At 62.7% G+C, this 23,039-nt stretch carries 22 protein-coding genes; 14 read left to right on the top strand and 8 right to left on the bottom strand.

Annotated features, from left to right (window positions below):
- Window positions 1-63 precede the first annotated feature (63 nt).
- Window positions 64-1,872: a dipeptide ABC transporter ATP-binding protein gene (locus NKJ00_RS24015; RefSeq protein ID WP_352610848.1), complete on the bottom strand. Its 1,809-nt coding sequence runs from the start codon at window positions 1,870-1,872 to the stop codon at window positions 64-66.
- A gap of 190 nt (window positions 1,873-2,062) precedes the next feature.
- On the opposite strand from NKJ00_RS24015, the gene NKJ00_RS24010 reads away from it, so the two are divergent.
- The 8 genes from NKJ00_RS24010 (at window position 2,063) to frp (ending at window position 9,931) form a co-directional block, all read left to right on the top strand.
- A complete protein-coding gene (locus tag NKJ00_RS24010) occupies window positions 2,063-3,421 on the top strand; it encodes an LLM class flavin-dependent oxidoreductase (RefSeq protein WP_352610847.1) in 1,359 nt (452 codons plus the stop codon).
- Between the two features lie 21 nt (window positions 3,422-3,442).
- A complete protein-coding gene (locus NKJ00_RS24005; RefSeq protein ID WP_023809382.1) occupies window positions 3,443-4,219 on the top strand; it encodes a DUF427 domain-containing protein in 777 nt (258 codons plus the stop codon).
- Between the two features lie 34 nt (window positions 4,220-4,253).
- Window positions 4,254-5,891 (top strand): ABC transporter substrate-binding protein, encoded by a 1,638-nt coding sequence (locus NKJ00_RS24000; RefSeq protein ID WP_023809381.1) that lies wholly within the window; start codon window positions 4,254-4,256, stop codon window positions 5,889-5,891.
- A 7-nt stretch (window positions 5,892-5,898) separates the two neighbouring features.
- The gene (locus tag NKJ00_RS23995; protein WP_023809380.1) at window positions 5,899-6,858 is read left to right on the top strand and encodes an ABC transporter permease; all 960 of its coding nucleotides are present in this window, start codon (window positions 5,899-5,901) and stop codon (window positions 6,856-6,858) included.
- Window positions 6,855-7,742 carry an ABC transporter permease gene (locus NKJ00_RS23990; RefSeq protein WP_023809379.1) on the top strand — a complete coding sequence of 296 codons (888 nt, stop codon included), beginning with the start codon at window positions 6,855-6,857 and terminating at the stop codon, window positions 7,740-7,742. Before NKJ00_RS23995 ends, NKJ00_RS23990 begins: the two co-directional genes overlap by 4 nt.
- 70 nt (window positions 7,743-7,812) lie before the next feature.
- Window positions 7,813-8,835 (top strand): LLM class flavin-dependent oxidoreductase, encoded by a 1,023-nt coding sequence (locus NKJ00_RS23985; RefSeq protein WP_023809378.1) that lies wholly within the window; start codon window positions 7,813-7,815, stop codon window positions 8,833-8,835.
- A gap of 42 nt (window positions 8,836-8,877) precedes the next feature.
- Window positions 8,878-9,525, top strand: a complete 648-nt coding sequence (locus NKJ00_RS23980) for a ThuA domain-containing protein (protein ID WP_023809377.1) — start codon at window positions 8,878-8,880, stop codon at window positions 9,523-9,525.
- Window positions 9,526-9,586: 61 nt separating this feature from the next.
- Window positions 9,587-9,931 (top strand): fluorescence recovery protein, encoded by a 345-nt coding sequence (gene frp, locus NKJ00_RS23975; protein ID WP_023809376.1) that lies wholly within the window; start codon window positions 9,587-9,589, stop codon window positions 9,929-9,931.
- Window positions 9,932-10,272: 341 nt separating this feature from the next.
- On the opposite strand, the gene NKJ00_RS23970 is transcribed toward frp, so the two are convergent.
- A complete protein-coding gene (locus tag NKJ00_RS23970) occupies window positions 10,273-12,294 on the bottom strand; it encodes an amidase (protein ID WP_352631523.1) in 2,022 nt (673 codons plus the stop codon).
- Window positions 12,295-12,440: 146 nt separating this feature from the next.
- Here NKJ00_RS23970 and NKJ00_RS23965 point away from each other — a divergent pair, with 146 nt between their 5' ends.
- Window positions 12,441-12,716: a hypothetical protein gene (locus tag NKJ00_RS23965; RefSeq protein WP_023809374.1), complete on the top strand. Its 276-nt coding sequence runs from the start codon at window positions 12,441-12,443 to the stop codon at window positions 12,714-12,716.
- A 15-nt stretch (window positions 12,717-12,731) separates the two neighbouring features.
- On the opposite strand, the gene NKJ00_RS23960 is transcribed toward NKJ00_RS23965, so the two are convergent.
- Genes NKJ00_RS23960 through NKJ00_RS23945 form a run of 4 tightly spaced genes read right to left on the bottom strand, consistent with a single transcriptional unit; the run spans window position 12,732 to window position 16,620 of the window.
- Window positions 12,732-13,817, bottom strand: a complete 1,086-nt coding sequence (locus NKJ00_RS23960) for a Gfo/Idh/MocA family protein (protein ID WP_352631521.1) — start codon at window positions 13,815-13,817, stop codon at window positions 12,732-12,734.
- Between the two features lie 39 nt (window positions 13,818-13,856).
- A complete protein-coding gene (locus tag NKJ00_RS23955; RefSeq protein WP_023809372.1) occupies window positions 13,857-14,621 on the bottom strand; it encodes an ATP-binding cassette domain-containing protein in 765 nt (254 codons plus the stop codon).
- Window positions 14,618-15,619, bottom strand: coding sequence for an ABC transporter permease (locus NKJ00_RS23950; protein ID WP_023809371.1), 1,002 nt, complete (start codon window positions 15,617-15,619; stop codon window positions 14,618-14,620). Before NKJ00_RS23950 ends, NKJ00_RS23955 begins: the two co-directional genes overlap by 4 nt.
- Window positions 15,616-16,620: a sugar ABC transporter substrate-binding protein gene (locus NKJ00_RS23945; protein WP_023809370.1), complete on the bottom strand. Its 1,005-nt coding sequence runs from the start codon at window positions 16,618-16,620 to the stop codon at window positions 15,616-15,618. The genes NKJ00_RS23950 and NKJ00_RS23945 overlap by 4 nt, the downstream gene beginning before the upstream one ends.
- Before the next feature lie 407 nt (window positions 16,621-17,027).
- Here NKJ00_RS23945 and NKJ00_RS23940 point away from each other — a divergent pair, with 407 nt between their 5' ends.
- Complete coding sequence (locus NKJ00_RS23940) at window positions 17,028-17,261, top strand: hypothetical protein (protein WP_023809369.1); 234 nt, start codon at window positions 17,028-17,030, stop codon at window positions 17,259-17,261.
- A gap of 120 nt (window positions 17,262-17,381) precedes the next feature.
- The gene (locus NKJ00_RS23935; protein WP_352631518.1) at window positions 17,382-17,579 is read left to right on the top strand and encodes a hypothetical protein; all 198 of its coding nucleotides are present in this window, start codon (window positions 17,382-17,384) and stop codon (window positions 17,577-17,579) included.
- Window positions 17,580-17,686: 107 nt separating this feature from the next.
- On the opposite strand, the gene NKJ00_RS23930 is transcribed toward NKJ00_RS23935, so the two are convergent.
- Both NKJ00_RS23930 and NKJ00_RS23925 read right to left on the bottom strand, forming a co-directional pair.
- Window positions 17,687-18,643 carry an FAD-binding oxidoreductase gene (locus NKJ00_RS23930; RefSeq protein WP_352631516.1) on the bottom strand — a complete coding sequence of 319 codons (957 nt, stop codon included), beginning with the start codon at window positions 18,641-18,643 and terminating at the stop codon, window positions 17,687-17,689.
- Window positions 18,644-18,854: 211 nt separating this feature from the next.
- Window positions 18,855-19,712: a LysR family transcriptional regulator gene (locus NKJ00_RS23925; protein WP_352631514.1), complete on the bottom strand. Its 858-nt coding sequence runs from the start codon at window positions 19,710-19,712 to the stop codon at window positions 18,855-18,857.
- Window positions 19,713-19,846: 134 nt separating this feature from the next.
- Here NKJ00_RS23925 and NKJ00_RS23920 point away from each other — a divergent pair, with 134 nt between their 5' ends.
- The 3 genes from NKJ00_RS23920 to NKJ00_RS23910 all read left to right on the top strand — a co-directional run bounded on the left by NKJ00_RS23920 (window position 19,847) and on the right by NKJ00_RS23910 (window position 23,023).
- Complete coding sequence (locus NKJ00_RS23920; protein WP_023809365.1) at window positions 19,847-20,929, top strand: amidohydrolase family protein; 1,083 nt, start codon at window positions 19,847-19,849, stop codon at window positions 20,927-20,929.
- 11 nt (window positions 20,930-20,940) lie between these two features.
- Entirely contained in the window at window positions 20,941-21,294 is a 354-nt protein-coding gene (locus tag NKJ00_RS23915; protein WP_023809364.1) for a Rieske (2Fe-2S) protein, read from the top strand.
- A gap of 121 nt (window positions 21,295-21,415) precedes the next feature.
- A complete protein-coding gene (locus NKJ00_RS23910; RefSeq protein WP_352631512.1) occupies window positions 21,416-23,023 on the top strand; it encodes an ABC transporter substrate-binding protein in 1,608 nt (535 codons plus the stop codon).
- Window positions 23,024-23,039: the final 16 nt, after the last annotated feature.

The raw sequence follows: 23,039 nt of genomic DNA, 5'->3' as shown, positions 1-23,039 counted from the left end.
CATCGCATCCTGCCTGCCGCTAAAACCGAGCTGCCGCGGGCCTTCGGACTGCTGTTGAGCCGCTCAAAAACCCTGGCTGTGCCGCCAGCAGGCGATCCGGTGGCCGTGCGCGACCTCGTTAGCGGGCGGCTCTGCCTTTCTGCAGTCGGGCAGGACCAGCGGGCAGCGGTCGGCGAAGGAGCATCCCGTGTTCGGGATGCCGGTGGCCTCTGTCTCGACCGAAGCGGAAAGCTTTGGCGCGGCCTCATCGGAAGATGCCGCCAGAAGCAGTGCGGTGTAGGGGTGGTTCGGGCCGCGAAAGATCTGGTCGGATGAGCCTGTCTCGACCAAGCGGCCGCGATAGAGCACGCCAATTCTGTCGGCCATGTAGCGCACCACCCTGAGGTCGTGGCTGATGAACAGATAGGTGGTGTCCTTGTCGCGCTGCAGGTCGTTGAGCAGGTTGAGCACTGTCGCCTGGACCGAGACGTCGAGTGCGGAGGTGGGTTCGTCGAGCACGACGACCTTCGGCACGCCGGCGAAGGCGCGCGCGATCGCCGCCCGTTGCCGTTGTCCGCCGGAAAGCGACCGCGATTTCTGCTCGGCCGTGGCGCCGGCGAGGCGGACCGATTGCAGCAGGTCGCTGACGCGCGCTCTCACCTCACTGCCGCGCAGCCCGGCGAGCCGCCGCAACGGGCGACCAAGGATCCTGCCGATCCGCTGGCGCGGGTTGAGCGTGCGATCCGGCGACTGGAAGACCATCTGCACGTCGCGGCGTTCGGCAAGGTTTCTCTTCTCGACGCGCGGCGCGACCGTTCTGCCGAACAGCTCGACCGATCCGGCGCTGGGCGTCTGCAGGCCGGTGACGATGCGTGCCAGGGTCGACTTGCCGGAACCGGACTCGCCGATCAGCCCGAAGGTTTCGCCTTGGCCGATGTCGAGATCGATGCCGTGCAGCACTGGCTGGCTGCCGAAGGCATGACTGATGCCTTTGCAGGCGATCGCGATCCGGCGTTCTTTTGGCAAGCCGGCGTCTTCGCCTTGGGCTGTGGGGTGCGCTGGCATGCCGTCCGTCTCCGCCAGTCTTCCGTCCCGCTTGGTGTAGTTGAGCGCCGGGATCGAGGCGATGAGCGCCTTTGTGTAGGCATGAGAGGGGTTGTCGAAGACATCGCCGACGGCGCCGCTCTCGACCACCGTGCCCTCCTGCATTACCGCCACACGGTCGCAGGAGCGGCGGATCATATGGATGTCGTGGCTGATCAGCAGGATGCTGGTTTTGTGATCCTTGCGAAGGTCATGCAGGATGGCGATGATCTCGGACTGGACGCTGGCATCGAGCGCCGTCGTTGGCTCGTCCAGCACCAGCAGCGACGGATCGAGCGCAATCGCAATGGCGATGTTGGCGCGCTGCTGCATGCCACCGGACAATTCGTGCGGATAGAGATCCAGCACACGCTCCGGATGGCTGACGCGGACCCGTCCGAGCAGTTCCGCGGCACGCTCGCGCGCCTCGTCGGGGCGAACCGGGCGGTGCCGCATGATCGTTTCGGTGATCTGCCGGCCGATCGTCATGCTCGGATTGAGGGCCGCGCCCGGATGCTGGTAGACGGCGGCGATGTGATTTCCCCGGAGCTGGCGCAGCTGCTCGGCGGAGAGGTCGCGGATTTCCCGGCCCTGGAATTCGAGCGCTGACACCGCCATGCGGGCATTCTTCGGCAGATAGCGCAGGATGGCGAGCGCCACCGAGCTTTTCCCAGATCCCGACTCGCCGACCAGGCCGAGCGCTTCGCCTTCGCCTATATGCAGCGACACGCCGCTGACGGCGGGATGCGATCCCTTGTGCCCGTCATAGGCGATGGACAGCTGGTCGACGTTCAGAACCGAGGAGGACATGGGGACTTGAAACCACTTTCTTCGCGGGCTGCGATCGAGGGCAATCGCTTCCGCTTTCGCAACGCATTATCTCTATAAAATTACTCGGATTAAGCCGGAGCGCAATCTACCTTTCTCGGATCAGCAGAGATTGTCGCCGCCTGCCGAAGCAGCGCGACGGTCTCCGGAGCAGATCTGGAAGGAGGCCGGCATGGCTCGAGACCACATGATCCTCAGCGCATTCTTCTTCAACCCGCAGGGCGATCATCGAATGTCGTGGCGCCATCCGCGGGCACCGGGCCGGGAAGTGCTGGACTTCGAGTTCTACCGCGATCTCGTGCAGGCGGCCGAGCGCGCCAGGATCGACACCATCTTCGTCGCCGACCACGTGTCGATCTGGGATTCGGTCAAGAGCGGCGTTGCCCACTATGCCAATGCCCGCCTCGAACCGCTGACGCTGTTGTCGGCGCTAGCCGGCGTGACCAAGCATATCGGCCTGATCACCACGGCGTCGAGCTCCTACAGCGAGCCCTACAATGTGGCGCGCATGTTCGCGTCGCTCGACCATATCAGCAAGGGCAGGGCGTCTTGGAACGTCGTCACCTCGGCTATGGACGAGGAGGCGCGCAATTTCGGCCGCGACGGCAATATCGAACATGCATTCCGCTATGAGCGCGCGGCCGAATTCCTCGATATCGCCAAAGCGCTGTGGGACAGTTGGGAAGACGAGGCGCTGCTGATCGACAAGGCGTCGGGCTATTTCGCCGATCCCGACAAGGTCCACCCCATCGACCATAAGGGCAAGCATTTCAAGGTGCGCGGGCCGCTCAACGTCTCGCGGCCGCCGCAAGGTCATCCGCTGATCGTCCAGGCCGGATCCTCCGAAGACGGCAAGAACTTCGCCACCGCCCAGGCCGATGCGCACTTCGCCATCTACAGCACCAAGGAGGATGGCATCAAATACCGTCAGGATATCAACGAGCGGCTGGCCCGCCACGGCAGGCGGCCGGAGAGCTTCAAGATCCTGCCCGGCATCCTGCCTGTTGTCGCCGCCTCCGAGGCGGAAGGCCGGGAAAAGCAGGAATATCTGCAGACCTTGCTTCCCGATCAGGTCGGCATCGACCTTCTGTCCAGCTGGAGCGGGTTGGACCTGTCGCTGTTCCCGCCGGACGGGCCATTGCCGCCTCTGCCGGACGAGAGCACGTTCAATGGCGGACGCACGTCGCTCAACCGGGTCAAGCAGTGGGCGAAGCAGAATCTCAGCCTGCGCGAGATCGCCCGCAAGCTTGCCAACAGCGGTTCGGTGCCGACCGTCGCCGGCACGCCGGTACAGATCGCCGACCAATTGCAGGACTGGTTCGTTTCGGGTGCTGCCGATGGCTTCAACCTGATGTTCCCGCTGCTGCCCGAGGACTGGGTGAATTTCGCCGAACAGGTGGTTCCGGAGCTGCAGCGGCGCGGCGTATTCCCCCTCGAATACGCGCCGGGAACGTTGCGCGACCGCTTCGGCCTGGCGCGACCAGCCAATCGCTTCGCCGAACAGCGCGACAATGCGCGCGCGGTGTCCTGACGTCAGGCCGGGAGAACGATCATGACCGTTGCACCAAGATTGCAGCCCCGCGAAGCCACCGCGCCGCAGCTCGTCAATGTCCTGCACAGCCCCAAGCGCGTGCGTGTCAAATTCGGCGGCCGCACCATCGCCGACAGCCGCAACGTGCTGGTGTTGCGCTCCAACCATTTCCTGCCGATCTATTTCTTCCCGCCGTCAGCGGTCGACCCGTCGGTGCTGAGACCCTCATTGCATCGCGAACCGCATCCGGTCGGTGGCGAGACAGCCTATTGGGATATTGATACCGGTGACAGGCGCAGCGCCAACGCGGCCTGGGCGTTCGTTTCGCCGCCGGATGAAAACCTGTCGCCGCTGGCTGGCCGCATCGCCTTCACCTGGAAGGCCGTCGACCAGTGGTTCGAGGAGGATGAAGAAGTCTTCGTCCACGCTCGAGACCCGTATGCGCGCATCGATGTGCTGCAGAGCTCCAGCCATGTGCAAATCTGGTTCGACGGCGAGCCAATCGCCGACAGCCACCGTCCGGTTCTGCTGTTCGAGACGCATCTGCCGACGCGTTTCTATCTGCCGGCGGAAGACATCCGGCTGGAGCGGCTGACGGCGTCCGTCACAACGACGCGATGTCCTTACAAGGGCATCGCCTCCTACTGGTCCGGCCTGCTGAGCGACGGAACGGTGCGCCCGGACATCGCCTGGAGCTACCGGGATCCGATAGAGGAAATGCCGAAGATCAAAGGGCTCATCGCCTTCTATCCGCAGGCCGTCGACCGCATCCATCTCGACGGCGAACCCGTCGCATAGCTTTTCAATCTTCATTTCAGAGCAGGGGTTTAACATGACCAAACGCAGAGATATCGACGCAGTTCGCAACCTGTCGGGGGACATCTGGAATGTCGCCGTCGACGAATATCAGGGCGGCTTTCTCAAGCGCCGCGATCTCCTGAAATACGCCGCACTGCTCGGCCTGACCGGCTTTGCCGCCTCGCAGGGGCTTGGAGGCGCACGCGCCGCGACTGCTGCCGGCGGCACGGTTCGCGTCGGGCTCGGCCAGCCGACCAAGGCGATCGATCCGGTTTCGGTGACCGATCCGGCCAGCATCGGGGTGATCAGCCAGGTCGGCGAGTATCTGATCCTCGACGATCCGAAGGATGGTCTGCAGCCGAAGCTCGCTCTGTCCTGGGAGGCAAACGAGACGGCCAGTCGCTGGACCTTCAAATTGCGGCCAGGGGTGAAATTCCACGATGGTCGCGCGGTCACCGCTAGGGATGTTGTGGCGAGCTTCGAGCGGCTGGTCGATCCGGCCAGCGGCTCGTCGGCCCTGTCGGCCTACAAGGGCATCCTGTCCAAGGGCGGCGCCAAGCTGGTCGACGACGAAACCGTCGCCTTCGATCTCGACGGCCCAAACAGCAACTTCCCCTTCTATGTCTCCTCAGACGTCTACAATGCCGTGATCCTGCCGGCCGACTATGCCGGCGATTTCGAGAAGAATTTCAACGGCACGGGTCCGTTCAAGCTGGAATCCTTCCGTCCCAAGCAAGGCGCCAGCTTCGTGCGCAATGAGGACTACTGGGGCGACAAGGCGCTGCCCGACCGGGTCGAGATCAAGTTTTTCGACGACGAGCAGGCGCAGGTGCTGGCGCTGCAGGCCGGCCAGCTCGACGTCATCCCGAGCACGACGCGCCTGGAACTCGCGATCGAAGGCAATCCCAACTTCAAGCTGCTCAGCGTGCAGGCAAGCTCGCATGACCAGGTGCATCTCAGAACCGACCAGGCTCCGTTCACCGACAAGCGGGTCCGCCGCGCGCTGGCGCTCACGCTCGATCGCGAGGCGATCGTCAAGGGCCTGCTGAAGGGCCGCGCCATCGTCGGCAACGACACCCCGTTCGCGCCGATCTTCCCATCGGCCGATCCATCGGTGCCGCAGCGCAAGCAAGACATTGCCGAGGCCAAGCGCCTGCTTGGCGAGGCGGGCGTGCCCAACGGCTTCGAGGTGACGCTGACCACCGAACGCGCCTATGACATTCCCGACTATGCGGTGATCATCCAGAACTTCGCCAGGAAGGCCGGCATCGACATCAAGCTCAATGTCCTGCCGCAGGACGCCTATTACGGCTCGGCGACCTTCGGCAGCTCGCCATGGCTGGATTCGGTGCTCGGCATCACCGACTACGGCCATCGCGGCACTCCCGACATCTTCCTCAACGCCACGCTGAAGAGTTCGGGAGCCTGGAACGCGGCGCATTTCAACAACCCGGCCTATGATGCGCTGCTGCTCGATTACTCGAAGGCGCGTGATCTGCAGGCACAGCGCCTCGTTGCCGGCAAGATCCAGACCTTGCTGCTCGACGAAACGCCGGCGATCATCAGCTACTTCTCGCAATACAGCCGAATCGTCAGCTCCAAGGTCGAGGGCGTGCGCTTCACGGCGATCTCGCATCTGCTGCTCGACCGCGTTTCCTTCGTCCAGGCATGATCGAGACATGCTGACGGGCCGCACTTTGTCAACGCGTGTGGGCACACTTGTCCTCACGCTGTGGCTGGTCAGCATCCTGGTGTTCTTCGCCGGGCAGGTCCTGCCCGGCGATGTCGGCCGCGTGATGCTCGGTCCGTTTGCCGACGCGCAGGCGGTGGCGGAACTGAACAAGCGGCTCGGCGCCGACCAGCCGATTCTCGTCCAGTACTGGCTATGGTTCAGCAAGGCCGTGACCGGTGACTTCGGCACCTCGTTGTCTATGCGCGGGCCGGTGGCGCCGTTCGTGCTCGAAAGCCTCAAGCGCTCTGCTGCCCTTGCCGGCATTATTCTGATTTTTCTCGTGCCGCTTGGTGTAGGGGCCGGCGTCATCGCGGGTCTCAATGCCGGCCGCCTGATCGACCGGCTGATCGTGATGGCGGGCGTTTCCTTCGGCATCGTGCCTGATTTCGTTTCCGGGCTGATGCTCCTTATCCTCTTCGGCCTGTGGCTGAACTGGTTCCCGATCTCCGGCGTTGCGCCCGATGGCGCGGGCTTCTGGACGCATGGCTATTATCTGATCCTGCCGGCATTGCCGCTGGTGCTGAACCTTGCCGGCTACATCGCCCGGATGACGCGGGCAGGGGTGATCGAGGCGATGGCCGCCGATTATACGCGCACCGCCGTCCTGAAAGGGCTGGAGCGGCGCGAGATCATCTTTCGGCACGTGCTGCGCAACGCGCTGACGCCGACCATCGCGGTGCTGGCGACGCAGACCGGCTACATGCTTGGCGGGCTGGTGGTGATCGAGGCGCTGTTCGGCATCCAGGGGCTTGGCAATCTGGTTCTGAATGCGGCCAAGGCACGCGATTTCCCGATGCTCGAGGCCGGCGTGCTGGTGATGGCGGCAATCTTCGTGCTGTCGGCGGCGGCCGGCGACCTCGTGCTGGCGCTGCTCGATCCGCGGCAACGCCGCCGGACCTCGCCATGACGGATCTGGCGGAGTTTCCCGCACCACGGCGCGCGGTGGCCGGCTTTCCGGCAGTGCGCAGGATCCGCAGTGTTTTCTCCGGACTGGCCCCGTCGGTCGTGGTCGGATCGCTGCTGCTTCTGTTCTGGGTCGTTTGCGCACTGTTCGGCAACCTCTTCGTTCCCTACGATCCCTATGCCGAGGATTTTCTGGCGATGCTGACGCCGCCCGATGCGCTGCACTGGTTCGGCACCGATCATCTCGGCCGCGACGTGCTGTCCCGCATAGTCGTCGGATCGCGCGATATCCTGCTGGTTGCGCCGCTGGCGACGCTGGCCGGCGTTGCCGCCGGCAGCATCATCGGTCTGGTGCTCGGCTATTTCGACGGCCTGGTCGATGCCATCGGCGCGCGGCTGCTCGATACGCTGATGGCGTTTCCGTTCATTGTTCTCGTCACCATGACGCTGGTGGCGATCGGCCCGTCGAACCTGACCGTCATCCTGGTGATCGGCATCGCCTACGCGCCGCTGGTGGCTCGCACCGTCCGCGCCGCCGTGCGCGAGCAGAAGGAGCGCGACTATGTCAGCGCTGCGCGGCTTGGCGGCGAGGGCCCGCTCGCCATCATGTTTCTGGAGATACTGCCCAACATCAGGGAAACGATCTTGATCGAGCTGGTCACAAGGCTGGGCTACGCGTTCTTTTCGATCGCGACGCTGAGCTTTCTCGGCCTCGGCATCCAGCCGCCATCGGCCGACTGGGGACTGGCCGTCGCCGACGGCTACGGCTTCCTGACCGGCGGCAAATGGTGGGTCGTCGTCTTCAATTCCGCGGCAATCGTCTCATTGGTCATGGCGACCAACCTTATCGCACAAGGCATCGGCGCCTTCGAAAACAGCGATGCATGAGCCTTGATCGGGTGCGTCGAAAAATCTCTTTGGCATTGAAGCCTGACGCGCATCCTTATATCGCATGGCTATGAAGAAAATCGGTTTCCTGTCGTTCGGGCACTGGACGCCCTCGTCGCAATCGCAAGTGCGCTCGGCATCGGACGCGCTTTTGCAATCCATCGACCTCGCCGTCGCCGCCGAACAGCTTGGCGCGGATGGGGCGTATTTCCGCGTGCATCATTTCGCCCGCCAACTCGCTTCGCCGTTCCCGCTGCTGGCCGCCGTTGGCGCCAAGACCAGCCGCATCGAGATTGGCACTGCAGTAATCGACATGCGCTATGAGAATCCGCTCTACATGGCGGAAGATGCCGGTGCCGCCGACATCATCGCCGGCGGCCGCCTGCAGCTTGGCATCAGCCGTGGCTCGCCCGAGCAGGTGATCGATGGCTGGCGCCATTTTGGCTACGCGCCACCGGAAGGCAAAAGCGACGCCGACATGGCGCGGCATCATGCCGAGGTATTCCTCGAGACGCTGCGGGGCGAGGGGTTCGCCCAGCCCAATCCGCGGCCGATGTTCCCCAATCCGCCCGGCCTCTTGCGCCTCGAGCCGCATTCGGAGGGTTTGCGCGAGCGGATCTGGTGGGGTGCGGCTACCAACGCCACGTCGGAATGGGCGGCCAAGCTCGGCATGAACCTGCAGAGCTCGACGCTCAAATTCGACGAGAGCGGCAAGCCGTTCCACATCCAGCAGGCCGAGCAGATCCGCATCTATCGCGAGGCCTGGAAGGCGGCCGGCCACAAGCGCGAGCCGCGCGTCTCGGTCAGCCGCAGCATCTTCGCGCTGGTCGACGATCACGACCGTGCCTATTTCGGCCGCGGCAACGAAAGCCGCGACCAGATCGGCTTCATCGAGGAGAACACCAAGGCGATCTTCGGGCGCAGCTATGCGGCTGAGCCGGATGTGCTGATCAAGGAATTGGCGCAGGACGAGGCGATCGCCGAGGCCGACACGCTGCTGCTCACCGTTCCGAACCAGCTCGGCGTCGACTATAATGCGCATGTCATCGAGGCGATCCTGACCCATGTCGCGCCGGCTCTGGGCTGGCGCTGACGCCGGATCGATCGAAGCGGAGTGCTCCAAGGGAGGTACACCATGCCAAAGAAGGCCTTGATCGCCTGGGGCGGCTGGGAGGGCCATACGCCGGAGCAGAGCGCGAAGATCGTTCGCACCTTGCTTGAGCGAAACGGCTTCGACGTCACGTTGGGCGAGGGCACGGCGATGTTCGCCGATCCGGAGCTGTCGTCATTCGATCTCATCGTGCCCGTCATCACCATGTCGACGATCGAGAAGACCGAACTGCAGAACCTGACGCATGCGGTTCTCGGGGGGAGCGGACTCGGCGGTTTCCACGGGACGATGGGCGACAGTTTCCGCAACGAGCCCGACTATCAGTTCATGACCGGCGGTCAATGGGTCGCGCATCCCGGCAACATCATCGACTATCACGTCGCCATCACCCGGCCGGACGATCCGATCACAAAAGGTATCAGCGATTTCGCCTACCGGTCGGAGCAATATTACATGCATGTCGACCCAAGCAACGAGGTGCTGGCGACCACCACTTTCACCGACGCGCATTTTCCGGGGATAGGCGGCGTCGTCATGCCGGTCGTCTGGAAACGGCGCTATGGGGCGGGGAAGGTTTTCTACAGTTCCCTTGGTCACACGGCGGATGAGTTCGCGGTGCCGGAAATGGCGCTGATGGTGGAGCGGGGTTTGCTTTGGGCGGCGCGGGGGTAGCAGCAGGCACGTTTTCGTGAAAACCTGGGTTGAATTCACAGGGCATCCATGGAGATATCAAATGAGTGATTTCGAGTGGTCCGGATCCGAAAAGAAGCTCGCGCGCCATGCCTTCGATACCGCTCTTGAGGCGGCGCTCGCAAAGACGATGGCCGACTTCAAAAGCAAGGCGAGTGCGGTGACGCAGCCCTCCGAGATGTGGGAGCTCGAAGGCTATTTGCGTGAACAGCGACGGGAAATCGATCGCACGTTCGACTATCGCTATTCGCAGCTTCTCTTCGTGTTCGCGCAGCTTATTCGAGCAGGATATCTCGATGAAAAGCTGCTTGGCGGTCTGTCGCAAGACAAGCGGGATGTCATTCAGCGGGACCTGGCCTATGTCGAGAGTCGCTTTGCAAGTGGATGACGAGGGGAACGGCGCTGCCAGAACTGCGAGAGGTTGGCGATCGTTGATTGACGACACTTTTGCGAACCCCACGCTTCGTCATCCTAGGGCGTAGCAGTCGCGAAGCGACGTGGCGAAGACCCTAGGATCCATGCCGCGACTTCCGTGCGGTGCGACGGTGGAGAACTTTCAGTCGCAATCGCTGCATCTGGAAAGAAAAGTTGACCTCAATTGCTCTGGACCGATGCATTCTTCGGTCACAGTCCTGGCATGGATCCTAGGGTCTGCGCCGCGTCGCTTCGCTCCTTGCTCCGCCCTAGGATGACGAATTCGGGGAGGCTTAAGGCACGAATTGCGCAACCTCACCCAATCCCGCCCGTAACCAGATAGGCGCCGGCGCTGCGCCCATCCTCCAGCCACACCACCGCTGTGACGATCGAACCGTAGGAGCCACGCCAGACGCTGTGGAAGCGCTGATGCTCGGCGGCCGGAATGAGCGCGTGCCCGCTGAAGCGCGCACCGCTTCGCTGCAGCGCGACGGCCTCTCCGTTGACATGTACCTTGAGGCAGGCCGTCCCAGACACCTCATTTGGCAGGTCGAGCGTGATGACGATCTCGTCCTGATCGCCGAAAGGCCGCGTCTCGGCGGCAAGCGTGATGGCGAACGCTGACGCCTTGCTGTCGTCGGCTCGGGCGGGGCGGCCTGAAAACACATCGGCGGCAAGTTCTGGCGTGCGCGGCGGGCGGGTGCGGCGCTGCGTGGAGCGTTCGAAATCGCCGGCCATGCGCAGCAGCCTTTCGTCGTCATAGGCCTTGCCGGCGAAAGTCAGGCCGACCGGCATACCGATATCGGCCATCGTACCCATCGGCACGGTGACGGTGGGGATGCCGAAATGGCGCCAGACCAGATTGCCGTTGGCGACCCAGGTGCCGTTGCGCCAGGCAAGGGCGGCGGACGCCTCGTCGATGTCTGCATCGGCCGGTCCGACATCGGCGGCGGCGGGCAGCACCACGGCGTCGATGCCATGGGCGTCCAGCCAGTCCTCGAAATCGATCCGCCTTGTCGCTTCGAGTCCCTTCAGGCCTTCTTCAATCGTCGGGATTTCCGTGACGGGCGTGACGCCGGACCGTGCCCGCTCGACATATTCCCTCAGGTCGAAGCCGCCTTCGTACCGGTCGGGCAGCGTACCCGGCGGTTGCGGGAAGATTTTGGGGCCATCGATCGAAGCGAGATCGGGCAAGGCCGGATCGGCATTGGCGCGCAAAAAGTCGTCCCAGCCCCAGATGCAGAGGTCCCAGAGCTCGCGTTCGGCGAAGTCCGGCGGCATCAGCTCGCGCTCGACCATGCTGCGCGCGCCGGGGCGGTCGCGTTCATAGTTGGAGACGACGGGAAAATCGACCTCGATCACCTCGGCGCCAAGCCGCCTCAGATCGGCCGCCGTCTGCTCCCACAGGGCAAGTACCGAGGCGCGGGTTTCGATCGGCTTGTCGGCCTCGGTGTCGCGGCCGATATACATTCTGGGCACGCCAAGCCGCATGCCTTTCAACGACCCCGCCAGTGTGAGGTCGGTATAGCGCGGCGGCCGCACGTCGGAGCTTTTCGGCAGCTTGACCCAGGGCTGCGCGCGCCAGAAATCGCCTCGCGTCTCGCGGTCGTCGGCGACGATCACATCGAGCAGTTCGAGCATGTCGGGGACGCTGCGCGTGTGCGGCGCGACGACATCCATGGTCGGGACCAGCGGCCAGTTGCCGCGCACCGAAATGACACCGCGCGACGGCGTATAGGCGACCAGCGCATTGTTGGTGGCCGGCGCGCGGCCGGACGACCAGGTTTCCTCGCCAAGCCCGAAGGCGCAGAAGCTGGCCGCTGTCGCTGTGCCGGAGCCATTGGATGAGCCCGATGCGAAGGCGGCGGTGAGATAGTCGCCATTGTACGGACTTTCGGCGCGGCCATAGACGCCGCGCTGCATGCCGCCATTGGCCATCGGCGGCATGTTGGTCAGCCCGATCAGCACCGCGCCGCCGGCCCGCAGCCGGGCGATGGTGAAGGCGTCCTCATTGGCAATGAGATGCTCGAAGGCCGGCGAGCCGGCGGCGACCGTCAGGCCTGATACCTTGTAGCTGTCCTTGGCGGTGTAGGGGATGCCGTCGAGTGGCCCGAGCACGGTGCCGTTGCGGCGGCGCTGGTCGGAGGCGGCAGCCTCCTCGAACATGCCAGGGTTGAGCAACGGGACGGCATTGAGGCTGATGCCGTGCCGGTCGAAATGCGCGATGCGCCTGAGATACGCCCCGACCAGTTCGACGCTGGTGACGGTGCCGTCATCGAGCGCGCGGCGCAATTGGTCGATCGTCGCTTCGACGAGATGAAAGCCGGCATCGGTCATCACGGGTCCCACATTTCCACGCACCATGGATGAGCGAGGCAGCTGGCTTCGGCAAGAGCCTATCGCGGTCATCTCCGGAACTTTTGTCCGGCTGGCGGTTTTGGATGTATGGTGTGATTCCGGAAATGGCCAGGAGGGTATTGGCGATGACCACGAAATGCGTTGCGATCCTAGCTCTCGCTGTCGCCATGGGCTCAAGCGTTTGCGCCCCGGCTTTCGCTGGCGACCGGTATCACGACCGCCGGGTCCACTCCGAACGCTACGTTCCCGCCGAAGGCGATCTCATCGACATCCTGTTCGGCGGCCCGCGCTACTACGATCAGCAGTTGGTCACGACAGCAGCCGGCGCGTGCTCCTATCATCGCGTCGGACCCGACGCGAATGCGTTGAACAAGATCAACGATCATCACTGTGGGAAGTAGGCGGCAGGCAGCGCCTCAGCGCCCGCCACTCTCCTTCATCCGCTCGATGATCTCGGCCATCAGCGCCAGGTCGCGGCGGGAATCGGCGAGGTCGGTCAGCGGCTTTGTGCCTTGGGTGATGTGGCGGTGGAAAGTCTCGAGTTCTTTCGAGAAAGCATCGCCGTAGAGAGGCCCGAGGGTTTTCGTCACCGGGCCGAACGGGCCGGCATCGGTGACCTCCAGCCGCGTCGGCAGGCTGCGGATGTAGGGCGTGTCGTAGATGATGCGCACCCGCCTGTTGTTCGAGCGCACCTCGATCATGGCGTCGAACAAGCCGAGATCGTCGACCACCGCGTCGTAGAGACAGGCGAAATGGCCGTAGTCGAAGGTGACTGATGTGTTGGCGCTGCCGTTGGTGCGGTGCGCGGCCAGCACGCGCGTCGGCTCGCCGATCAGCCCACGCATCGCCGAAATGTGGTGCGAGGAAAGTGCCGTCAGCCCGCGATAGGCGCGCACCAGATCGGCCGGCGCGTCGGCGCCCACCACCTCGCGGATCAGCGCGTCGCGTTCGCTTGCGCCACGCGCCAGCAGGGCAGGGTCGATGTCCTGGGGGTAAAGGACGTTCTGGCTCTTCTTGAGGAAATGCCGGCCCTCCGAGATCAGGTCGAAGATGCGGACATGGGTGATGTCGGCGAAGGCGGGCAGCTCGTCCCTGGCGGCCAGATAGGCGGGCGCATAGCGGCGCATATAGCCGACGAACAGGGTCTTGTCGTAGCCCGGCATCAGCGCCAGCAGATCGTCGATTTCGCGCACCTTGAGGCAAGCGGGCTTTTCCAGCAGGATATGTTTGTTGGCAGCAATCGCCGCCCGCACGAAGCGGCTGTGGGTATCGTCGGATGACAGCACGAACACAGCGTCGATGTCGGGCGAATTAATCAGCGCCTCGGCCGTGTCGAAGGCCTTTGCCGTCGCAAATTCGGAGGTGACGAGTGACATCAGGCTGGGCGACACGTCGTACACGCCCGCGATCACCCAGCGGTCGCGCTGATCGCCCAGCACAGGCAGATGGATCGACTGCGCGACCTCTCCAAGACCTATCAGTCCGACACGAATTGGTGCCACAGGCGAACTCCCTTTGATTTCAAGTCTGATGCTGCAGGACTATGCCGCGCCGGTTACCAGCGCGACGAGCTCATTTCCGGACGTTTCGGAAGCGCGCACGGTCGCCGCCATCTTTCCCGCCCGCATCACCCAGATCTGGTCGGACAGGCGGCGGACCTGATCGAAATTGTGGCTGACCAGGATGACGCTGACGGATTGCTCGCGCAGGCGCCGGATCAGCGCCTCGACATTGGCCGTCTCCTGCACGCCGAGCGCCGCCGTCGGTTCGTCCATCACCACCAGCTTGGCGCCGGAGCCGACAGCGCGGCAGATCGAGATCGCCTGCCGCTGGCCGCCCGACAGACGCCGCACACGCTGGTTGATCGACGGCACGTTGATCGACAGCCGCGACAGCATTAAGCGGGCCTCGCGCTTCATCGCCTTGCGGTCGAGGAAAGCGAACGGGCCGATGCGGCGCACGATCTCGCGGTTGAGGAACAGGTTCTGCGCGACCGTCAGTTCGTCGATCAGCGCCAGGTTCTGGTGCACGGTCTCGATGCCGGCCTTGCGTGCCTCGTCGGGATTGGCGAAGGGCCGCGCCCGTCCGTCGAAGAACAAATTGCCGGTGTCCGGCTGATGCACGCCGACCAGGCTGCGGATCAGCGTCGACTTGCCGGCGCCATTGTCGCCGATGACGGCGGTGACCTCGCCGCGACGGGCCTGGAAGGCGACGTCGGTGAAGGCGCGGATGCCGCCGAAATGCTTGCTCAGCCCTTCGCAGGCGATGATCGCCTCAGTGGCGGGGATATGATGGGGAGCGCTCATTTCTGATACCGCATGATCAGCGCCGCCAGCACCACGATGGCCCCCACGGCAAGCGGTTGGTAGAAAGCCGAGACGTTGAGCAAGGTCAGGCCGTTGACGAGTGCTGTGAGCATCAGCGCGCCGATCGCCGGTCCCAGAATGCTGGCGCGGCCGCCGAACAGGCTGACGCCGCCCAGCACCACCGCCGCCACCGAATTCAAGAGCAGGCTGGTGTTGATCTGCGGTTCGGCCGAGCCGATGCGGGCGACCAGGAGAATGGCCGCGATGCCGGCGCAGAGACCGGAAATCGTATAGGCGGCGATCTTGACCCGGTTGGTGCGGATGCCCAGCGCGCCGGCACTTTCAGCCTGGCCGCCGGTCGCCAGCAGATGCACGCCGAAGCGCGTGTGGTAGAGCGCGATATGGGCGACGATGACGGCTGCGATCGCTACCCAGACCGGATAGCCGAACGGTCCGAACGAGCCCGAGGCGAGCCTGAGCAGGAAGGTCGAGCCGACCATGGTCGGTTCGCCGCCCGACAGGATGAGCCCAAGCCCGGTGATGCCCGACAGCGTGCCGAGCGTCACCACGAAGTCGGGGATCTTGCCTGCCGTAATGATCAGCCCGTTGAGGAAGCCGACGGCGCTGGTGGCGAGAACCGCGAGCATGCAGGCGATGAAGATGCCGTAGTCGGCGGCATTGACGAGGCCGAGGATGATGGCGCCGAGCATGACGGCGGCCGCCAGCGACAGGTCGATGCCCGAGGTGGCGATGACGAAGGTCTGGCCGATCGACAGCACGACCAGGATCGCAGCCGCCAGCAACAGCGCCTGCAGATTGGCGACGCTGAGAAAGACCGGCTGGGCGATGCCGAAGACGATGACGAGGCCGACCAGGCCGACGACGGATGCCCAGTCGGCCCAGAAGGAGGGATCGAGGAGGAGAGCCGCCAGGGAGGGACGGCTCTCCTCCGCACCCGCCGAATGGGCGGCGGGCGCGTTGTCTGCAGGTGTGCTCACTTCAGCATCTCGCGGAAGGGATCGGGATAGTCGCCGCCCGGACGCGGAAAATTCTTCAGCGAGGCTTCGGCATTGTCCTTGTTGATCAACAGCACCGGTGCTGGCACGTTGGCCGGCAGTTCCTTGCCCTTGGCGGCCACTGCACAGGCCTCGAGGCCCATGGCGCCGACGACATAGGGATATTGGGCGACGGTGGCGGTGAGTTCGCCTGATGCGATCGACTTCAGCGCATCGACGATGCCGTCGAGGCCGATCACCTTGACGTCCTTGCCCGAGGTCCGCACGGCGCGCTCGACGCCGAGTGCCATGATGTCGTTGGCGGCGAAGAAGCCGGCGAGGTCCGGATGGGCAGCGAGGATATCGGTTGCGGCGGTCAGCGCCTTTTCGCGATCCCAGTCGGCGCTGACCATCACCACGATGTCGAGTTTACCTTCCACCGCCTGCTTGAAGCCCTTGATGCGGGCGTTGGAGCCGACATCGCCGACGATGCCGGCGACCAGCGCGACCTTGGAGCCCTTCGGCACCAGCTTCAGCATCTCTTCGCCGGCCAGCGCGCCGGCGGCGACATTGTCGGTGCCGATATAGGTCGAGACGGCAAAGCCGGCGGCCTTGGCCTGCTCGGGGTCGATGGTCGAGTCGATGTTGACGATCGGCTTCTTCTTCTGGGCGACCGGCACCAGCGCCTGGACGAGATTGGAGACGCTGATCGGGTTGACCAGGTAGCAATCGAAATCCTGCATGGCCATGGCGGTCAGGCGGTCGGCCTGGCCGGTGGCGTCACCCATGTTGGCGGCGGCCTGGACGCTGACATTCACGCCGTTTGCCTTGGCCTGCTCCTCGATGCCCTTCTGCATGGTCTGGAAGAACGGATTGTCGAGGCCTTTGACGATGGCCGCGACTTTCGCCGTATCCTCGGCATGGGCGGGCGCTGCGACGATGGCTGCAAGTATGCCTGCGCCAAGCAAGTTCGTGCCAAGCTTCAGGCAATTGAACATACGCATGGTTTTCCTCCTCCTGATTGTTTTATGGGCTGCATCAATGTCGCTGTCCGGCGACTGCAATGTTAGACGGCACGCAAGCGACCCGGCGCCTAGCGCGATGGGTCTCGCCAACAGAATGCTGCCCGCTTGGGATGTGGACTGCAGCCCAGGTTCGGGCGCTTTCGACGTCAGGCATTGCTCCTCCCAGAGCGCCGGCCGATGCCATGCCAGCGTTTGCGCATGTTTTATAAAAAATTGACACGCGTCAAGATTTAAAATGTGCGTAGCGATTTTGACTGTGCGCCCTGCGGGCATGACTGTCCTGGCGGTATGCGCTACAACCAAGGCGCGAAAAAAAGTGCCGGCCTCAGGGAACCGGTTGGGGATGTCCGCGTTGGTCGCTACTTTTGTGCAGAGGGAGGTTTCGGGTGGGGCGTTTCGAAATCGTGGAAGAGCCAACGGGTACGTTTTCGATTTTCGACACAATCACGGAATTGCCGGCAACGGTCGAAGGGGGCGTGTGCATTGGGCTTTATCGGCACGAAGTGCCGCTGGCGCTGCTTGCAGCGGTTGAAACGGTCCAGCCCGGCCCTTTTTCGCTGCTGCCCTCATTGTCGGTGTTGAACGACTGGCGGGCCCATCGAGACGGTCTGCTGGCATGAGCAAAGGTGCCTGATGTCGCATCGAAAATCATACCGTATGGGAAATCACGCCCTGTTGTCGAAAGCGGCGGTGAGGCATGGAAAGCAAGGGGAGGTTGCAGTGCGTCGGGAGGTGAAGCGATGTCTGATCAGGACGACCTGATCCGAGCTGCCATCGGTCGGCTGCTCGCCGAGAAGACAGGCGCCGCCGTCATATCGATGAGAGAGAGCATCACCGAGCTTCTGGCGCTGACCGGCGCCGCGCTGGACGACAGACTGCAGGACCTGCTGCTGGAAATGGCCGAAGTCCGCGGCATGATGGTCGCTCTCGACTTCTGAGCAATATCGACTGGGGTCGATGGGCATCAGTCCGGTACGCCGGCAACGCCTTCACCGACAGTTCACACTACTGCGCCGGCTTCAATGCTGAACCAAGCACCCGGAGGTTAAAGATCGAGCGAAACCGCGCCCTGGGGTTGGCTGCAGCATGCCAGGACATAGCCGGCCGACTTCTCTTCAGGGGCCAGCCCGCCGAGATCCTCCATGGCGACTTCGCCGGACAGCTTGGCAATGCGGCATGTGCCGCAAACTCCCTGCTGGCAGGCGGTTGGGACGTAGACGCCACATTGGCGTGCCGCCTCCAGCAGCGTCTCTCCGGGCAAGCAGTTATGCACGATCCCGGAGCGGACGAAACGGACCGAAGATGGTATTGTCGAGGCCGGTTCCAACTGAGGGCTGCTGACGCCGCCGAAGCTCTCCTGGTGGTACCGCGACGGAGCCACGCCAATCGCATCCAGGCAGGCACGTGCGGCTTTCATGTACGCTTCAGGGCCGCAGGCAAAGATAGTGCGGTTGTGGAGATCGGGAATGAGGGTCAGCAGCAGCTGACTGTCTATTCTGCCAGTCGGCCCCCTCCAGGTGGGATCTTCCTGGCTACAAACGCACGTTACTTTTACGTTGGGAAAGCGAGAGGCAAGTGCGTCCAATTCCCGTCGAAAGATTATGTCACCAGGCGTTCTGGCACTATGAACGAATGAGATATCCTGGTCGGCCGCGCGGTCGGTAAGCGCACGCAGCATGGACATCACCGGCGTTATCCCGCTGCCGCCCGAAAGGAAGAGCGGCTTTTCATATGGCAGGTCATCGAGATTGAATGAGCCGAGCGGCCCTTCGATCTCGATCTCGTCGCCCGCCCCCAAATTGTCGTGGAGCCAATTCGAAACCAGGCCGCCCGGTGTTCGCTTCACCGTGATCTGCAGGTCGAGCGGTCGCGTCGGTGGTGACGAAACAGAGTAGGAGCGCGTCACCGCGGCACCCTCGATCTTAAGGTGCACGAGCACATACTGGCCCGCGCTGAAGCAGAACATCCGATCCGTCGGGGATGTGAAAACGAAGGTTTTCACATCGGGCGTTTCCTCGATTACACGACGGCAGAGTACAAGCTGCGATGTGGTTTGTGCCCATTGCCGATGACGCCTCATCGGGAGGAGGTCGGGGGCCCCAAAGGAAACGTGTGCGTTCATCATTCATCTCGGTTTGAAGTCGAGCCAAGATGCCAGTTCCAGGCCCCCCGCAACAGAAGCATCCCTCCCAAGTTATGATCGATTATTTCGATTACATATCCAGTGACATCACGGCAACGTGAAGGGCGCGGATTCCCTTGCGGATGATCGGTTCGTGTTTGCGGCGCGCCAGGATGGCCGTGTGTACCGGCTGATGCAGCGTCGGAGCGCCTTCGACGATGAACGATGGGCGTTCGAGGGCGAACCTGCGCGCATCGTCACTTCTCATATAGCAGGTGCCGCCCGTGCGCCGTAGCATCATCTCCGCCAAGGTTTCCGATCCCATGGAAAGGCGACAGATCGCCAACTCGCCGAGCAATTCGGCATGGGCCTTCTCCAGCAGGACCGTATAGCCCGGACGAATGTAGGTTTCGGGATCGATCTCGGAGAGGGTTCTGGCCACCGTGGAAACCATCACATATTCCTCAACCATCAAATGCTCATAGGAGATTTCGGGTAGGTATCGCGGAGCGTAAAGCACTGCGATGTCGAGATTTCCCATGCTTAGGTCGCTGACCATCTGGTTTGAATAATCCGACTCGACATGGATCGACGATTTGGGAAGAGCCTGACACAGCGTCTCCACCCAACCCGGCAAAACCGAGCGGGTCATCCCGACCTGCGCGGCGACGCGCAAGGTGCCTTCGAAACGATTGAACGCCCGGACATCGTGGCGAGCCTGCGACCATGTGGACAGCAAGGATCTTGCATAAGCTTCGAACCGGCGCCCTGCGGCGGTCGGCTCCGCCCCGGCGCGTCCGCGCTGGAACAGTTCGGACCCGATTGCGCTCTCGAGGTTCTTGATGCGGGTGCTGATCGTCGACTGGGTCAATCCTAGCCGATCCGCGGTGCGATTGAAGTTTCTCGATTCGATAATGTCGAGAAAGGTCTCGATGTGATCAAGTTGCATGAAATCTCCAATCGAAAAACTCGATCATATTCGACGTATCATAAGCTTGATCAAACAATACTCAAGGCGGAAGCTGCAGCAGATCAGCGGCCGGCAGCGCCGCCGGGACGAGGTACGGATACGGAGCGGAAGAAGTGTTCATAGTGGACTGCGACTGTCATAATTACTGGTCAAGCGCCACCGTGTTGGAGCCCTATCTCTCCGGCTTGTGGAAAGACATGTTCATCGAGGGCGAGAAAACAGGCCCCGTTGGCGCCTTTCCGCATGGTCATCGGCCCTGGTTCCACCCGCAGGACTTCTCCCGCAAGGACATCCGTCCGAAAACGGAAGCCGACAACTATCTCATCATGAAAGAGAAGCACCTCGACAAATACAAAGTCGACGTGGCGATCCTGACCGGCGATGAGCCTATCGAGGCGTCGACCCTGGCTAACCCTTACTATGCCAGCGCTCTGGTCAGCGCTTACAACGATTATCAGATCGATCAGTGGTTGCCGAAAGACGATCGTTTCATGGGCTCGATCATCATCGCGCCACAGGATCCGAAGCTCGCTGCCGCCGAGATACGCCGTCTTGGCAGTCATCCGCGCATGGTCCAGGTTCTCGCCTCCCAGGGGTCCGTCAAGCCGTATGGCGACCCGTTTTACCATCCGATCTACGAAGCCTGCGCGGAAGTGGGGTTGCCATTCGCCATTCATCTGGGCGGGCATGGCGGCGTGAATTCAACTGCCATTGCTCCTGCCCCGACGACATTCTTCTGGGAAACGCATGCCATTCTGCACATGTCGGCGATGTCGCACGTGGCAAGCATGATCGCCCATGGCGTCTTCGAGAAATGGCCGGACCTCTACTTCGTGATCATCGAGTGCGGCGTCGCCTGGGTTCCGTCGGTCCTTTGGCGCTTGGACGCCGACTACAAAGCGCTGCGCAAGGAGACGCCATGGCTGAAGATGCTGCCGTCTGAATATTGCCGGCGCAACATCCGCTTTTCCACGCAGCCGCTGGAGCAGCCTGCAAACATCCAACATCTCTGGTCCACGCTCGAGGCGATGGACGGCGAAAACACGCTGATGTTCGCATCGGACTATCCGCACTGGGATTACGACGATGCCAACACGCTGCAAATCCCTCCTGCCTGGAAGAGCAAGATCATGGGACTGAACGCGCTGGAAGTCTACAAACGCATCCCCCGCGCGCAAGCCGCGAATGCCGCCTGAGGAAGCATACGATGCCCGAGAAGACCTATATCTGCCGCGTCGACGAGATCGAAACAGGGTCTCCGTTCATCGCCAAGATCCGCAGCCTTTCCGTCGGGATTTTCCGCATCGGAGATTCATTCCACGCGCTGCTCAATGTCTGTCCGCACCGCGGCGCTCCGCTTTGCGAGGGGCCGCAATGCGGCACAACCGCGCCCGTTGAACAGGCGCAATTCATCTATCATCGCGAAAACGAGATCGTTCGATGCGCCTGGCACGGCTGGGAGTTCGACATCAAGTCGGGCGCGGCCTTGGTCGATCCCTCCGTTCGCGCGCGCACATTTCCAGTCACCGTCGAAGCCGGCGGCATCTACGTGACGGCCTGATTGGCGCAAGCCGATTGGGATTGGAAAAATTCGAAGGAAAGGTGGCGGGAGCCAATAAGCAGATTTGTTCGCCGGTGCTTGACGAGAAATAACGCGGAGAACTCCGCAATGGGAGAGTCAAATGTCAGAATCTGAATACAAGCTTGGTATCGCGCAAAGCCTGATCGGAGGCGGCAAGGTTTCCCGCCGCGACTTCATTCATCTTGGGCTGGCCGCGGGCCTGACCGTTGCCGCCGCCGACCGGCTGTTCGTGAGCACGGCGCGGGCCGAACCGATGCAGGGCGGCTTCGCCAAGCTCGGCATGGCTCATGGCGCGACGACGGATTCGATCGATCCGGCCGGCTACCCCGACACGTTCACACAAACCGCTTTTTCGGGCTCGCTGTCCAACAGCCTCACCGAGGTCGACGCCAAAGGCAATGTCCAACCGGACCTCGCCGAGAGCTTTGAAACTTCGGATGGGGCCAAAACCTGGGCCTTCAAGCTGCGCAAAGGCGCAACCTTTCATAACGGCAAGACCGTGACGGCGGATGACGTCGTGACCTCCTTGCAATATCACATGGGCAAGGACACCAAATCGGCGGCGAAATCGCTGTTGGACTCCGTCGCCGACGTCAAGGCGGACGGCCCGGAAACGGTGGTCTTCACGCTCAAGGACGGCAACGCCGATTTCCCTTACATTATGAGTGACTACCATCTGGTCATCATGCCGGCCAAGGACGGCAAGGCGGATTGGGCTTCAGGCGTTCGCACCGGCGCTTTCGTCCTCGAGAATTTCCAGCCCGGTGTTTCGGCCAAACTCAAGCGCAATCCAAACTACTTCAAGAATGGCAAGCCCTATCTCGACGAGGTGGAGTTCATCGCAATCACGGATCTTGCCGCCCGCATGGCGGCGCTGTCCACGGGGGAGGTGGACTATATCGGCCGCGCCGACCTGAAGACCCTCGGCATGTTGAAACGCAATCCCAAGGTGGAAATCGTCGAAGTCACTGGCTACGGGCACTATACCTTGCCGATGAATGTCACGATGGCGCCGTTTGATAATCCGGACGTGCGAATGGCATTGAAATGGGCGATCGATCGCCAAGAAATCGTCGACAAGATTTTTCTTGGCCACGCTACTGTGGCCAACGACAACCCCATCGCGCCGGCCATCAAATTCGCCAAAGATCCGCAACCGCAACACAGCTTCGATCCGGAAAAAGCAAAGCACTACCTGAAAAAGGCCGGAATGGAGAACCTGAAAGTGGATCTCTCGGTCGCCGATGCCGCTTTTGCCGGCGCCGTGGACGCGGCTTCGCTCATTCGCGAAACGGCGGCCCAATGCGGCATCGACGTAAATGTCGTGCGTGAGGCCGAGGACGCTTATTGGGACAATGTCTGGCTGAAGAAACCCTGGTGCGCTTCCTATTGGAGCGGTCGGGCCACGGCCGACTGGATGTTCACGCAAGCCTTCGCCGCCGACTCCAGTTGGAATGAGTCTTTCTGGAAAAATCCCCACTTCAACGAATTGCTTGTCCAGGCGCGCGCCGAGACGGACGAGGCCAAGCGAGCGGCGATGTATGCCGAGATGCAGCAGTTAACCCACGATGACGGCGGCAGCATCGTGCTGGTCTTCAACAATTTCGTCAGCGCGCAATCCAAAAAGCTCGCACACGGTGATGTGGCGCCCAACTGGGAGAACGATGGACTGAAAATGGCCGAACGCTGGTGGATCGCCACGGCATGAGATGGCGGGCCGGAGC

The organism is Mesorhizobium sp. M0227, assembly GCF_040321855.1.
GTDB lineage: Bacteria > Pseudomonadota > Alphaproteobacteria > Rhizobiales > Rhizobiaceae > Mesorhizobium.
This window is presented reverse-complemented; position numbering and strand designations above follow the sequence as displayed.

Bases quoted from the DNA above. Each gene is read 5' to 3' on its own strand.
- NKJ00_RS24015 (WP_352610848.1), bottom strand. From the start codon at position 1,872: ATGTCCTCCTCGGTTCTGAACGTCGACCAGCTGTCCATCGCCTATGAC.
- NKJ00_RS24010 (WP_352610847.1), top strand. From the start codon at position 2,063: ATGGCTCGAGACCACATGATCCTCAGCGCATTCTTCTTCAACCCGCAG.
- NKJ00_RS24005 (WP_023809382.1), top strand. From the start codon at position 3,443: ATGACCGTTGCACCAAGATTGCAGCCCCGCGAAGCCACCGCGCCGCAG.
- NKJ00_RS24000 (WP_023809381.1), top strand. From the start codon at position 4,254: ATGACCAAACGCAGAGATATCGACGCAGTTCGCAACCTGTCGGGGGAC.
- NKJ00_RS23995 (WP_023809380.1), top strand. From the start codon at position 5,899: ATGCTGACGGGCCGCACTTTGTCAACGCGTGTGGGCACACTTGTCCTC.
- NKJ00_RS23990 (WP_023809379.1), top strand. From the start codon at position 6,855: ATGACGGATCTGGCGGAGTTTCCCGCACCACGGCGCGCGGTGGCCGGC.
- NKJ00_RS23985 (WP_023809378.1), top strand. From the start codon at position 7,813: ATGAAGAAAATCGGTTTCCTGTCGTTCGGGCACTGGACGCCCTCGTCG.
- NKJ00_RS23980 (WP_023809377.1), top strand. From the start codon at position 8,878: ATGCCAAAGAAGGCCTTGATCGCCTGGGGCGGCTGGGAGGGCCATACG.
- frp (WP_023809376.1), top strand. From the start codon at position 9,587: ATGAGTGATTTCGAGTGGTCCGGATCCGAAAAGAAGCTCGCGCGCCAT.
- NKJ00_RS23970 (WP_352631523.1), bottom strand. From the start codon at position 12,294: ATGACCGATGCCGGCTTTCATCTCGTCGAAGCGACGATCGACCAATTG.
- NKJ00_RS23965 (WP_023809374.1), top strand. From the start codon at position 12,441: ATGACCACGAAATGCGTTGCGATCCTAGCTCTCGCTGTCGCCATGGGC.
- NKJ00_RS23955 (WP_023809372.1), bottom strand. From the start codon at position 14,621: ATGAGCGCTCCCCATCATATCCCCGCCACTGAGGCGATCATCGCCTGC.
- NKJ00_RS23945 (WP_023809370.1), bottom strand. From the start codon at position 16,620: ATGCGTATGTTCAATTGCCTGAAGCTTGGCACGAACTTGCTTGGCGCA.
- NKJ00_RS23935 (WP_352631518.1), top strand. From the start codon at position 17,382: ATGTCTGATCAGGACGACCTGATCCGAGCTGCCATCGGTCGGCTGCTC.
- NKJ00_RS23925 (WP_352631514.1), bottom strand. From the start codon at position 19,712: ATGCAACTTGATCACATCGAGACCTTTCTCGACATTATCGAATCGAGA.
- NKJ00_RS23915 (WP_023809364.1), top strand. From the start codon at position 20,941: ATGCCCGAGAAGACCTATATCTGCCGCGTCGACGAGATCGAAACAGGG.
- NKJ00_RS23910 (WP_352631512.1), top strand. From the start codon at position 21,416: ATGTCAGAATCTGAATACAAGCTTGGTATCGCGCAAAGCCTGATCGGA.